The organism is Mangrovactinospora gilvigrisea (genome assembly GCF_001879105.1).
Taxonomy (GTDB): Bacteria; Actinomycetota; Actinomycetes; order Streptomycetales; family Streptomycetaceae; genus Mangrovactinospora; species Mangrovactinospora gilvigrisea.
In genome coordinates, this window is sequence record NZ_MLCF01000035.1 from 18,275 (window position 1) to 31,462 (window position 13,188).

General features: G+C 76.2%; 8 protein-coding genes. 7 read left to right on the forward strand and 1 reads right to left on the reverse strand.

The genetic code is table 11. The annotated features are described in order from the left end of the window. Positions 1-172 precede the first annotated feature (172 nt). From BIV57_RS08230 to BIV57_RS08260, 7 genes are all read left to right on the forward strand, one after another. Positions 173-2,674, forward strand: a complete 2,502-nt coding sequence (locus BIV57_RS08230) for a hypothetical protein (protein ID WP_071656022.1) — start codon at positions 173-175, stop codon at positions 2,672-2,674. Positions 2,675-2,776: 102 nt separating this feature from the next. Further along, entirely contained in the window at positions 2,777-5,584 is a 2,808-nt protein-coding gene (locus BIV57_RS26370; RefSeq protein WP_071656023.1) for an ATP-binding protein, read from the forward strand. A gap of 200 nt (positions 5,585-5,784) precedes the next feature. Next, entirely contained in the window at positions 5,785-6,888 is a 1,104-nt protein-coding gene (locus tag BIV57_RS08240) for a M23 family metallopeptidase (RefSeq protein WP_071656024.1), read from the forward strand. A gap of 258 nt (positions 6,889-7,146) precedes the next feature. Next, the gene (locus BIV57_RS08245; protein WP_071656025.1) at positions 7,147-8,001 is read left to right on the forward strand and encodes a hypothetical protein; all 855 of its coding nucleotides are present in this window, start codon (positions 7,147-7,149) and stop codon (positions 7,999-8,001) included. A 261-nt stretch (positions 8,002-8,262) separates the two neighbouring features. After that, positions 8,263-8,577, forward strand: a complete 315-nt coding sequence (locus tag BIV57_RS08250; protein ID WP_071656026.1) for a hypothetical protein — start codon at positions 8,263-8,265, stop codon at positions 8,575-8,577. A gap of 133 nt (positions 8,578-8,710) precedes the next feature. Next, complete coding sequence (locus tag BIV57_RS08255; protein ID WP_079170130.1) at positions 8,711-9,643, forward strand: DUF1906 domain-containing protein; 933 nt, start codon at positions 8,711-8,713, stop codon at positions 9,641-9,643. Positions 9,644-9,746: 103 nt separating this feature from the next. Next, positions 9,747-11,471 (forward strand): long-chain fatty acid--CoA ligase, encoded by a 1,725-nt coding sequence (locus BIV57_RS08260; protein ID WP_071656027.1) that lies wholly within the window; start codon positions 9,747-9,749, stop codon positions 11,469-11,471. A 121-nt stretch (positions 11,472-11,592) separates the two neighbouring features. Here BIV57_RS08260 and BIV57_RS24020 read toward each other — a convergent pair. After that, a partial coding sequence (locus BIV57_RS24020) for a response regulator (RefSeq protein WP_139275537.1) occupies positions 11,593-13,188 on the reverse strand: 1,596 nt, incomplete at its 5' end.

Below are 13,188 nucleotides of genomic sequence, written 5' to 3' on the forward strand. Positions count from 1 at the left end.
ACGTCGCCGCGACGTGGCAGCGCATCACGCGCAGCACGCACGACTCGACGAGCCGAGGGCCCTCGTCCCGCACACACCCTCACCGCCGCCGCGCAGATCCCACCGACGCGCGGCGGATCCCTCGACGACCCCTTGGGCCGCATCGGCGCGGCCCGGGGTGGGAGGACACGACATGCCAGTCGAGCGCAACGTCGAGCAGAGCGGCGCCTTCGACGAACTGGTCGAACGGGTCAAGGACCAGATCACCCGGCCGGGGACGGAGTCCGACCGGCGCGCCGCCGAGGCCCTCGCGGCCGTCCCGCGGCGCATCCCCGCCGGCCCGCGCCATGTGCAGGCCAGCGGCGTCTACCGCCGCACCGACGGCCCCGGGCGCGAGCAGCTCAGCGACGAGCAGCGCCGCTTCGAGAGCCAGGAGCCGGGCGCCCCGGGCCCCGGCATCGCGGCCGGCGGCCCCGGCCCGCGCATCGCGCAGGCCGTCGCCCAGGCCCTCACCGGCGGTACCGCCGGTCCGCAGCCGCCGTTCGAGCAGCCCTTCGGGACCGCGTCCGCGCAGAGCGGGCAGTTCGGCGACGGCGCCGGACGCGCCGCCCAGCAGGCCGCCTCGCTGCGGCCGCGCCCCGAGCCGTTCCCGCCGCTGGGCCAGGGGCCGAGCCCCTACAGCCGCGAGGAACTCCGCCTCGACATCGACGGGAACGCCCCGACGTACACCGTCAGCGGCACCCGCTTCCGGCTGCCGTCCGGGACCGTGCACTGGACCGCGCGGGTCGCCCCGCGGCCGGACGGCACCTGGTCGGGGCCCATCGAGTACAAGCAGGGCGACACCGCGGCCCTGCCGCACGGCTATGTCAGCGTCTCCGTCGACCAGCCCGTGCCGTGGCAGCAGCCGATCGGCGCGCACCTGGTCTTCAGCGCCGGCGCCGCCCCCATCTCCTGCGAGTACCGCTACGAGCACGCCTACTTCCGGGAGGTCGGCATCGAGACGGACGCCCTCCAGGGCATCCCGTCCGTCCGGGCCTACGCCCCCGCCTCGCACCCGCAGCGCCCCGCCGAGCTGCCGGACACCGTGCTGACCGTGGCCGACGTGCTCACCCGGCTGGGCATCAAGGTGCGGCAGCGCACCCCCGACCCGCGCCACGAGCCGATCGACTCCGGCGAGGCCGGCAGCGACCACAAGTGGACCAGCGCCGAGCTCCACGACGCCATGCAGAAGCACTTCGAGAAGGGCTACACCGCGGGCCACGAGCAGCACCACGAGGACGGGCGCAACCAGATCTGGACGCTGATCGCCGGCGAGCACGAGTACGGCCCGATGCTCACCGGGCTGCAGATCGACACCCTGGGGCGGTCGGAGCGCCGCGCCAGCATCGTCTTCGCCAACTCGGCCGCGGCCCAGTCCCCGGTGGAGGACGAGTACGAGCACGCCGCGTTCGCCCAGCGGATGCGCTTCTTCCAGCTGCTCCACGAGACGGGCCGGGCGCTCGGGCTGCCGCGCCGCCCGGAGCACTCCGACTCGCGCAGCATCATGGCCAACCCGTGGTCCGCCCGCGGCGGCCTGGAGGGCTACTTCGACGGGTTCCGCTACCAGTTCGACCCCGACGAGCTGCGGTTCCTGCGCCACGCCCCGGAGCAGCCGGAGGGCCGCACCGCCGGCCTGGAGCAGCTCGACCACCACACCTTCGAGCAGATGCGCCGCGAGCAGCGCCGCCGCCGCCAGCCGCTGGAGCTCGGCGTCCGGCTGCGCCGGCCCAAGGAGCGCATCGACCGCACCGGCCGGTACCGCTACGCGATGCTGGAGCCGGTCATCGCCGAACTGCGGCTGCGCAACCGCGGGTTCTCGCCCGTCGTCGTCGACCGGGACCTGCTGGACTCCCCGGCCGTCGACATCGTGATCGCGCGGGAGGGCAGCGCCCCCAAGCAGTGGACGCCGTACTGCTCCTACAGCGGCGCCCCGCGCCCGGTGGTGCTCAGGCCGGGCGAGTCGCTGCAGCGCGCCGTGCAGCTGTCCACCGGCACCGGCGAGGGACGCATCGACGAGCCCGGCCGGTACACCGTCTACGCGGCGGTCTCCACCGAGCTGGCCGGGGAGGACGGCGGCTCGCTCGCCGCTCCGGTGCAGGTCCACGTCGAGCGGCCGGTCTCCCGGCAGCACGAGCGGATCGGCGACGATATCCTCACCGGCGACGTCCGCCGGGTGCTGGCCTTCGCCGGCAGCCGGGTGCTGACCGGCGCCAACGAGGTGCTGCGGGAGGCCATGAAGCAGCTCCCCGACCAGCCGATCGCCCAGCACGCGGCGGCGGCGCTGGCCGTGCCGGCGGCGGGTCCGGGCGCGGTGCTGGAGGACGAGGGCCCGGGCGGCAAGCGCCGGGTGCGCATCCAGCGCCCCGACGGCAAGGCCGCCGGGCAGCTGATCTCCACGGCCTACGGCGACATGGGCAGGGCGGCGGACACCTTCGGCAACGTCCGCCTCGCCGAGCTGGTGGCCCGCACCTCCGCGGCGCTCTCCGACGCCGGCGACGCCAAGGGCGCGCAGGACCTTCAGCAGAAGTGCGCCAAGGCGCTGCGGGACCGCGGCGTGCCGCAGCAGGTCGCCGAGGAGATCAAGAAGAGCCGGTTCGGCTACAGCGAGGCGGTGCCGGAGAAGTCCGCGCCCAAGCCGTCGTCGATGCACAAGTGACGGCCGCGCCGACCGGCCGAGCCGCTTGACGTCCCGACCCCTCGGACCTTCCGACCTCGACCCGCGCGGTGCGCCGCACCGTAGGCTGATGCCGTGAGCCGCATGAGTCCGATCTTCGTCGGCCGGAAGGCCGAGGGGCGGGAACTGGACGGGCGCCTGGCAGCCGTGATGGACGGCGCCGGCGCCCGCGCCGTGCTGGTCGGCGGCGAGGCGGGGGTCGGCAAGACCCGCCTGCTGGAGGAGTTCCTGGCCCGCGCCGAGGAGCGCGGCGCCGTCCAGGCCACCGGCGCGTGCATCGAGTTCGGCGTCGACGGCCTGCCCTATGTGCCGCTGACCACCGCGCTGCGGACGCTGCGCGAGCGGATCGGCGAGGAGGCGCTGGACCGCGCCATCGGCTCCCCGGGGCTGCGCCGCCGGCTGGCGGTGCTGCTGCCCGAGCTGGTGACGGGCGATCAGGGCGAGGGCCACGACGAGGAGTCCGGGGAGTTCGCGCACGCCCAGGTCTTCGAGGCGGCCCGGCAGCTGCTGGAGAACCTCACCGCCGAGCGGCCGCTGGTGCTCGCCGTCGAGGACCTGCACTGGTCCGACCGCTCCACCCGCGATCTGCTCGCCTACCTGCTGCGCGCGCTGCCGTCCGCCCGGCTGCTGCTGGTGGCCACCTTCCGCAGCGACGACCTGCACCGCCGCCATCCGCTCCGCCCCTACCTCGCCGAGCTGGAGCGGCTGCGCAGCGTCACCCGCGTCCAACTGCCGCGCCTCACCGAGGCCGAGGTGCGCGAGCAGCTCTCCGGGATCCTGGGCCGGGAGCCGGAGGCCGGCCTCGTCGACGCGGTCTTCGAGCGCTCCGAGGGGAACGCCTTCTTCGTCGAGGAGCTGGCCGGCGCCGACGGCCTCCCCGATCCGCTGCGCGACCTGCTGCTGCTGCGCGTCGACCCGCTGCCGCCGGAGGCCGCCCATGTGGTGGGCCTCGCCGCCGAGGGCGGGCCGGCCGTCGAGCACGCGCTGCTGGCGGCGGTGGCCCGCGGCGAGCACGGGGACCACGGGGAGCCCGGCGCCTCCGGCCCGCCCGACGGGGGGCTGGACGGGGCGCTGCGCGCCGCCGTCGACGCCCAGGTGCTCGTCCCCGACGGGGAGCGCTACCGCTTCCGGCACGCCCTGGTGCGCGAGGCCGTCGCCGCCGACCTGCTGCCCGGCGAACGGGCCCGCATCAACCGGCGGTTCGCCGAGGCGCTGGACGCCGACCCGCTCGCCGTCGCCGCCGAGCTGCGCACCGCCCGCCTCGCCACCTACCGCTACCGGGCCCGCCAGCCCGACCTGGCGCTGCCGCTGGTCGTGCGGGCCGCGAAGGAGGCCGGCAAGCGGCACGCCCACGCCGAGCGGCTGCACATGCTGGAGCGGGCGCTGGAGCTGTGGGACCTGACGGCGGAGGCGACGCGCGCCGAGCTGCCGGCCGCGGCCGGCCTGCTGGAGGGGTGGCCGCGCACCGAGGGCCCGGCCCGCCGCATCGACCTGCTGGCGCAGGCGGTGGTGGCGGCCCGCTACGCCTCCCGTCCGGAGCGCGCCATGACGTGCCTTCAGGCGATCCGCGCCGAGCCGGACGCCGTCGAGCCGCCGGAGCGGGAGGCGTGGCTGCTGCTCCAGGAGGGCCGGGCGATGTCCAACCTGGGCCGCGGCCGGGCCGGGATGCACGCCGACGAGGTGCTGCGGCTGCTGGCGGACCGCCCCCCGTCGCAGATCAAGGCGCAGGTGCACACCCGCGCGGCGATGGGCGCGGTGGTGCGCGGCGGCGACCCGGAGCGCGCGGTTGCGCTCGCCGAGCAGGCCGGCGAACTGGCGCGCGCGGTCGGCTCGGAGAGCCAGGAGGTGGACGCCGACATCTCGCTGGGCGTGGCGCTCGCCACGCTGCGCAACGAGCCGCGCGGCGTCGAGGTGCTGCGGGACGCCTCCCGCCGGGCGGCGGCCGAGGGCTTCGCCGAGCTGACCGTGCGGGCCTACCTCAACCTGGTGTCGGTGCTGGTCTACTGGGGCCGCTGGGACGAGGCCGTGCGGATGGGCGACGAGGGCATGGCGCACGCGGCCCGCTTCGGGGTGGAGCGCGGCGCGGGGGCGTTCCTCGCCGGCAACATCGCGGAGGCGCTGATAGAGCTGGGCCGCTGGGACGAGGCCGCGCGGATGGTGGACGGGCACGCGGTCGACTCGGCGTGGCAGTCCACCCGGGACTTCGTCGAGCTGGAGTGGGCGGAGCTGGCCGCGCTGCGCGGCGACCGCGAGCACGCCCGGCAGCACCTGGAGCGCACCCGGCGCACCGACGCGCGGCGCGCGGACGAGGCGCAGTACCTGGTGCCGCGCGCCTGGACGGAGATCCTCGTCGATCCGTCGCCGGAGACGGTGCGGCGGGTGCTGGACGAGGTCCGCGGGATGCTGCGCCGCCCCGGCACGGCCCGGTACGCGCTGCCGCTGGTGGTGGAGGCGGCCCGGGTGCTGGGCGCGCAGGCGCCGGAGGCGGCGGAGCTGCGCGAGGTGGTGGAGGCGCACGACGCGCAGGCGCTGCCGGCGGTGTGGAAGGCGTGGGCGCGGCTGGCGCGGGCGTGGCTGGGGGACGAGGCGGAGTGGGAGCCTGCGGAGGCGGCGCTGGTGGCGGTGGGGTCGCCGCACTACGTGATGTCGCTGGTGCGGGGGCGCGGTGCGGCGGACGGCGCGGAAGGCGGCGACGAGGCGCCGGCGCTGACGCGGCGTGAGGCGGAGGTGCTGGGGCTGGTGGCGGAGGGGCTGAGCAATCGCGCGGTCGCGGACCGGCTCTTCATCTCGCCGAAGACCGTGTCGGTGCACGTCTCGAACGTCCTCGCGAAGCTGGGCGCCTCCTCCCGCGGCGAGGCCGTAGCCCGCGCCCGCCGCGCCGGCCTGGTCTAGACGCCGCCCCCTCCGCCCCGGCACCCCACCCGCCCTGGGGCCACCGGGTCGGCGGACCCCGGGTCGGCGGTCACCGGGCGGACCCCGGGTGGGGTGCCGGGGCGGAGGGGCGGCACCAGAGAAGGGGCCGTTCGAGGGGCGTTGCGCCGTGACGGCGTGTCCTGCGGAGCGCGCGCCCGCGCCCGCGCCAGCGTCGACCCATGGCCGCACTCCCCCGCGTCCTCGCCGCCGCGCTCCTCGTCCTGGGCCCCGCCCTGCCCGCGCACGCGAGCACCGCGGACGACTCGAGCGACGCCGCCGCCACCGCCACCGTGCAGACCCTCTACCGCCAGGCCGCCACCGCGGCCGAGGCGGTGCGCACCGCCACCGCCGCCGCCACCACCCAGCGCCGCACCACCGCCCGCCTCGCCACCGCCGAGGCGGGCGAGCGCCGGCGCCAGGCCGGCATCCGCCTCGTCGTCGGCCGGCTCGCCCGGGCCCAGTACCGCGAGCCCGTGCTGCCGCCGGCCGTGCAGCTGCTGCTCTCCCGCGATCCGGCCGGCTATCTCGACGCCGTCTCCGACGCGCACTCCGCCGAGACCGGCGTCGCCGCCACCCTCGACGCCCTGGACGCCTCGCGGGCCCGCCTCGCCCGCGACCGCCGCGACTCCGCCGCGGCCCAGCAGGCCCTCGCGGCCACCGCCGCCCGCCGCACCGCGCTGCTCGCCGACGTCAACCGCCGCCTGGACGCCGCCCGCGCGCTGCTGGCCCGGCTGCAGGCCGCCCAGCGCGCCGCCGTCCGGAAGGCGCTCGGCGGATCGGCCGCCGAGGGGGAGGGACAGGGCGGCTCCTGCCCGCCCGGCGTCTCCACCGTCCCGCACCCCGAGGACCTCGCCGGCGAGCACCCCGGCCGCGCCGCCGCGCCGTGGATCGCCCCGGTGACCCGCTACAGCCTCTCCGCCGGCTTCAACCAGGCCGGCTCGCACTGGGCGCACCGCCACAGCGGCCAGGACTTCGCGGTGCCGACCGGCACCCCCGTGCACGCCGCCGGCACCGGTACGGTGATCGTCTCGGGGTGCGGCGGGGCGTACGGGCTGAACGTCGTCATCAAGCACCCGGGCGGCTGGTACACCCAGTACGGCCATCTCTCCCGGCTCCAGGTGCGGCCGGGGGAGCAGGTGGTGACGGGGCAGCAGATCGGCCTCTCCGGATCGACCGGCAACTCCACCGGCCCGCACCTGCACTTCGAGGTGCGCGTCACACCGGTGTACGGATCCGAGGTCGAACCGCTCTCCTGGCTCCGCGAGCACGGCGTGCACGTGTGAGACGCGCGGCCGAGGACGGCCCGACGGGCGTGTGAGAAGGGTCGCACCACCCCAACCGCATCCCGGTGAGACGCGTCACCAACCCCGAGGCCAAACCCGGATGTTGCCCGAATTTCCCCCCGAACGCATCCGTCCTGCGCGCGGCTCGCTGTTACGCTCGGCGCGCTCACCGTGCGCATGGCCACAACTGAGCGGATGTACAGCCGCACGGGGGACAATGTCAGCGATGTCGTACCGGTGAAGAGAGGGAGTGCCGAGATGTCCGAGTCGGGCACCGGGCCCGAGCGGCCCGGCGACGACGCGGCATCCGTTTCCTCCGCTTCGTCCACTTCCTCCCCCTCTGTCCTTCCGGTCGGCGGAACCCGCGCCGCCCGCTGCGCCGAGCGCGCCGGGCAGCTGCGCCGCTCCTGGTCGCGCCGGCGGGCCCGGCGCCGCCACCGGGGCAGCGGCATGGTGCCGGGGGTGCGCGTCGGCGCGGCCGTCGGCTTCGCCGCCGGGGTGGCGCTGATCGGCTCCGTCACCACCTCGCTGCTCACCCCCCAGCACGGCGACCCCAATGGTCCGACCGTCCAGGTCAGTTCCACCGAGTCGGGCGGCCCGCACGCCACCGGGGGCACCGGCGGCGGCGAGGCCGGCGGCGGCGGACGGGGCGTGACGAGCGGCTCCGCGACGCCGCCGCACCCCTCCCCGGGCTCCTCCGACCACACGCAGGGCCACGGCAAGGACCCCGACCCCGGCAAGCACCGGGAGCAGGGCCCGAAGCGCCCCGGCAAGGGGGACGGCACTTCGGTGGGCGGCACCATCACCTCGTCGCCCTCCACCGGCGACAGCTCCTCGCCGTCCGGCTCCTCCTCCCCGTCGCCCTCGCCCTCGACGAGCAACTCGGGCCAGCAGACGCCCACCCCGGGGCCCACCGGCGGCCACGGCGGCAGCAGCGGGAGCAGCAACGGCAACGACCTGATGGTCTCGCCGTCCTCGGACACCGCCTCGCCGACGGCCAGGCCCGCCGATCCCACCGCGCCCGCGCCGACCGCCCCGAAAAGCCGGTGGGCCGAAAATATGTCGAATTCAGCTTCGGTGCGCAATCATTCAGGTCAGCGTATTTTCTTCTGACGGCTTTTCGGCACAATCTGTCCGCGGCGGACGATCTGTCGACTAATCTGCACCGTCACCCGTTCGAGTCCCTGCCCGGTCACCTCATCTGACCTGGGGTTTAGTCGACAAACCGTCACTCATAGGTAGTAAGACGCTCATGAAGGTCTGGATGAATGCGGCCGCCGTGCGGAAGTCTTCTTCTCGCGACGCCGCACCAACCGACGAAGCCGAGCGGCCACTTGGCTCCGTCACCACGGTCATCACTTTCAGGAGGACACTATGAGCCGCACTCGCACCCGCGTTCTCGGTACCGTCGCCGCCGCTGCCGCTCTGGTGCTCGGGGGCGCCGGGATCGCCTCGGCCAGCTCCAACGGCGCCGTCGCCGACCACGGGTCGACTGCGACCGCCACCGCGGCCGGCGCCGCCCAGCACGCCGGAGTCGGAGGCAGCGTGCACGGCAACTACAACAACGGCCAGCAGGTCGCCACGGGCAGCGGTGCCACCAACCAGAGCAACTCCCTGCAGGCGGGCAACGGCGCCACCGTGTTCGCCAACCAGGAGAACACCACGCTGAAGTTCATCCAGGACTTCTGAGCGGTCGAGCTCTAGCGGAGGGCCGTCCGGCGACCAGGCGCCGGGCGGCCCTCCGTCTGTCATTCGTGTGACGGGCGGCGCGCCTGGGGACCCGCCGCTCCCGACGAGGCTTCAATCGTCCGATATGAGGAGAATGTTGAGGCTGCCCGCCGCCGAGCTCTCCGCGCTCATCCTGGCCCTCGCGGCCCTCGGCCCGGTCCGCGCCGCCGCCGGCGGCGCGGTCGCCTCCGGGCCCGGAGCGGATCCGGTCCCCGGCACGCTGCACGCCGTGCAGAACGCGGACGCCGTCACCCGGGCCACCCGGGCCGCCCGGCCCGCCCGCGGTCCCGCGCTGACCCGGGCCCTCGCCGCGCAGCACTACCGCGGGCCCGCCTTCGACGCCTGCTCCGCCCCCGCGCTCGACACCCTGCGCGCCTGGTGGGGCCACTCCCCCTACAAGGCCGTCGGCATCTACATGGGCGGCGCCAACCGCTACTGCTCCCAGCCCCGGCTCAACGCGGCCTGGGTGCAGGGGGCGCGCGCCATCGGCTGGCGGCTCATCCCGGTCTACGTCGGCTCCCAGGCGCCCTGCCTCAACCCGAAGATCAAGCAGCGGCGGATCAAGGCCGGGCAGGCCCTCGCCCAGGGCCGCACCGAGGCGCTGGACGCGCTGCGCGCCTCCGACCGGCTCGGCCTCCCCGGGATCGCGCCGCTCTACCTGGACATGGAGGCGTACAGGAAGAACGACCCGTCCTGCACCGCCACCGTCCAGGCGTTCGCCGCCGCGTGGAACCGCACGGTGCGGGCCGCCGGGCACCTCACCGGCTTCTACAGCAGCGCCGACTCCGGCATCCGCGACCTGGTGCGGGCGGCCCGTGCGGGGCGGGCCGGCCCCGCCGACCTGCCGGACGTCCTCTGGTACGCGCACTGGGACCAGCGCGATGCCACCGTCGGCGAGAAGGCCGTGCCGGACGCGGACTGGCAGGGCGCGCGGATCCACCAGTACAAGGGGAACGTCCGCGAGACGCACGGCGGCGCCGCCCTCACCATCGACGTCAACGCCGTCGACGCGCCGGTCTCCCGCTGAGCCGGAAGGTTACCGACGCGTCAGAACTGGTGACGCGGGCAGTCGGGAAGAGCAGAATCCCCCTCACGCCGGAGAACGTCCCAGCGTCACCGAGGAGGCCGCTGTGCGCAGCACCATGCAGGACGTCCCCCTGTCCCTCCGCCGGATCCTCGAACACGGCTCGACCGTGCACGCCGAGGCCCGCGTCACCACCTGGCGGCCCGACAGCGGCGGACCCCGCACCCAGACCTTCGCCGAGACCGGCGCCAACGCCGCCCGCCTCGCCCACGGCCTCGCCGCCGGCCTGGGCGTCCGCCCCGGCGAGCCGGTGGCCACCCTGATGTTCAACAACACCGAGCACCTGGAGTGCTACCTCGCCATCCCGGCGATGGGCGCCGTCCTGCACACCCTCAACCTGCGCCTGCCCGCCGACCAGTTGGTGTGGATCGTCAACCACGTCGCCGACCGGGTGGTCGTCGCCGACGCCGCCACCGCGCCGCTGCTCGCCGGGATACTGCCCCAGCTGAAGACCGTCGAGCACGTCGTGGTCGTCGCGGACGCGGTGCCGGAGCCGCTCACCGCCGCCGCCGCGGCGATCGCCGCCGGCGAGACCGGGCCGACCCTGGAGGGCATCCGCTCCGCCGCGCCGCACCTGCACACCTACGCCTCGCTGACGGACGGGCAGCGCATCGACTACCCCTGGCCGGACGTCGACGAGCGGGACGCCGCCGCCATCTGCTACTCCTCGGGCACCACCGGCCTGCCGCGCGGCGTCGTCTACAGCCACCGCTCCGTCTACCTGCACTCCCTGCAGTGCATGGCGGTGGAGTCGCTGGCGCTCAGCTGGAACGACACCGCCCTGCCGGTGGTGCCGATGTTCCACGTCAACGCCTGGGGCGTGCCGCACGCGGCGTTCCTCGCCGGCACCTCGCTGCTGATGCCCGACCGGCATCTGCAGGCCGTCCCGCTCGCCGAGATGATCACCGCCGAGCGGCCCACCTTCGCCGCCGCCGTCCCCACCATCTGGGCGGGCCTCCTCGCCGAGCTGGACGCGCACGGCGCGGAGCGCGGCTACGACGTCTCCAGCCTGCGCACCGTCGTCATCGGCGGATCGGCCTGCCCGGAGGGCCTGATGACGGGCTTTCAGCGGTACGGCGCGCATGTCGTGCACGCCTGGGGGATGACGGAGACGTCGCCGCTGGGCGCCGTCAACCGGCCCCCGAGCCGGCCGCTGCCGGACGTCGATCCCGAGCTGTACCGCAGCAGCCAGGGCCGCGTCCCGGGCAGCGTGCAGGCGCGGATCGTCGGCCCGGACGGCGAGGTGCTGCCGCACGACGGCGCGTCGGCCGGCGAGCTGGAGGTGCGCGGACCGTGGATCACCGGCGCCTACTACGAGGGCGCGCACGGCGTCCCCGAGACGGCGGCCGACGACCGCTTCGACGACGGCTGGCTGCGCACCGGCGACGTCGGGACGCTCACCCCGGACGGCTATCTCACCCTCACCGACCGGGCGAAGGACGTCATCAAGTCGGGCGGCGAGTGGATCTCCTCGGTGGCGCTGGAGAACCGCCTGATGGGGCATCCGGAGGTGGCCGAGGCGGCGGTGATCGCGGTGCCCGACGAGAAGTGGGGCGAGCGGCCGCTGGCCGCGGTGGTGCCGGCCGGCGAGGCGGTCGACTTCGCGGGGCTGCGGGCGTACCTGGCGGAGGGGGTGGCGCGCTGGCAGGTGCCGGAGTGGTGGACGGAGATCGACGAGGTGCCGAAGACGTCCGTCGGCAAGTTCGACAAGAAGGTGCTGCGCGGCCGCTACGCGCACGGCGAGCTGGACGTGCGCGAGATCCGCGAGTGACGACCCCTCCGACCCCTCCGCCGCCTCCGCCGCCCCCTCGGACGCCGAAGGCGTCCGGACGGGGTGCCGCCGGGGCGGAAGGGGCGGCGGAGGGGGCGGAGGGGCGGCGAACCGGGCCGCGTCAGCGCGCCGCCGCGCCCTCCGCCGCGCCCATCCGATGCGCCAGGTCGACGATCCGGGACTGCACGTCCGCCCGCGTCGAGCGCTCCGCGAGGAAGAGCACCGTCTCGCCGGACCGCAGCCGGTGGCCCTCGTCGGCCGGCACGTCCACCGAGGTGTAGACGACCACCGGCACCCGCCGCAGCAGCCCCTCCTCGCGCATCCAGTCGACGAGCCCGGGGCCGTTGCGGCGCCGCCGCACCAGCATCAGGTCGACGACCACGATGTCCGGCGCCACGCCCGCCGCGGTGCCCGCGGCCACCGCGTCGCCCTCCGAGGCGGCCCGCAGCACCTGCATGCCGCGCGCCTCCAGAGTGGCGGCGAAGGCTGCGGCCACGTCCGGGTCCGCCTCCAGCAGCAGCACCCGCGGGGGGCGGTTGCCGTCGCCCGGCGTCGGGCCGAGCGCGCGCAGCAGCACCGCCGGGTCGGCGCCGTAGGCGGCCTCCCGGGTGGCCTGGCCCAGGCCCGCCGTGATCAGCACCGGCAGGCCGTCGGCCGCCGCCGCCTCGCGCAGCCCGCGCAGCGCGGTGCGGGTGACGGGGCCGGTGAGCGGGTCGACGAAGAGGCCCGCCGGGCCGTCCCCGCGGTGCTCGGCGAGCTCGGCCGCGCTGCTCACCGCGATCGGCGCGAAGCCGCGGTCGACGAGCGTCTGACGGGTCGACGGATCCGGCTGCGGCCACACCAGCAGCGGCAGCGGGACGTCCGCCGCGGGGGCGGGCTCCTCCTCGGCGGGCTGCGCCTGCGCCTGAGCCGGGGCCTGTGCCGCGGGCGCGTCCTCCGCCGGGGTGCCGGCCTCCGGGGCGTCGCCGCCGGGCGCGGCGTCCTCGTCCGGGGCGTCCGGCATCTGCAGCGGACGCCGCCGCCGGCCCCCGCCGACGGTGGTGTTCCCGGCGTTCCCGGCGTTCGCGGCATTTCCGGCGTTCGCGGCGGGCGGCGGCGTGCCGTCGGGGCGGACGATGTGCAGCAGCGCGGTGTCCGGCGCGCCGGGCGCGGGCGGCGCGGGCCGGGGCGCGGGCTCCGGCTGGCCGTCCGTCAGCCGCGGGTCGCGGCCGGGCTGCTGGGGCTCGGGCGCGCGGTGCCGGGTGCGGCGGTGGCTGCCGTTGCCGGGGCCGTCGTCCGGGGTCTCCTGGCCGCCGTCCTCACCGCGGGGGCCGCCGGCGGGCTCGGGGAAGCTCGGCTGGGAGAGGCCGCTGGTGTCCCAGCCCTGTCCGAAGGTGGAGTCGTGGCCGGCCGGGTGCGAGCCGAGGGTGCGGACCTCGAAGGAGCCCGTCCCGGTCGGGGGCACCGGCTGCCGCGGGTCGGGCACGCCGCGGACGCGCCGCGGCTGCCGTCCGGCCGGCGGTTGCTGGTGCCGCTGCTGCGCGGCGGGCTGCTGCGGTGGCTCGGGGGCCGCCGGGGGGACGGGCGCGGGGGGCGCCGTCCGCTCTTCGGGCGACTCCACCGGTCGGGGGATCTGCTCGCCCGCGCCGAACAGCCCGTCAGGCTTGAGCACACCGGGGGGCGTTGCCGACTCCTCCGCCGGCCGCGCGGGGGGCGCGGACTCCTCGGCGGGCTTCGG

Excerpts from the sequence above, each read along its gene's own strand:
- BIV57_RS08230 (WP_071656022.1), top strand. The coding sequence starts at position 173 with ATGCCAGTCGAGCGCAACGTCGAGCAGAGCGGCGCCTTCGACGAACTG.
- BIV57_RS26370 (WP_071656023.1), top strand. The coding sequence starts at position 2,777 with ATGAGTCCGATCTTCGTCGGCCGGAAGGCCGAGGGGCGGGAACTGGAC.
- BIV57_RS08240 (WP_071656024.1), top strand. The coding sequence starts at position 5,785 with ATGGCCGCACTCCCCCGCGTCCTCGCCGCCGCGCTCCTCGTCCTGGGC.
- BIV57_RS08245 (WP_071656025.1), top strand. The coding sequence starts at position 7,147 with ATGTCCGAGTCGGGCACCGGGCCCGAGCGGCCCGGCGACGACGCGGCA.
- BIV57_RS08250 (WP_071656026.1), top strand. The coding sequence starts at position 8,263 with ATGAGCCGCACTCGCACCCGCGTTCTCGGTACCGTCGCCGCCGCTGCC.
- BIV57_RS08255 (WP_079170130.1), top strand. The coding sequence starts at position 8,711 with ATGTTGAGGCTGCCCGCCGCCGAGCTCTCCGCGCTCATCCTGGCCCTC.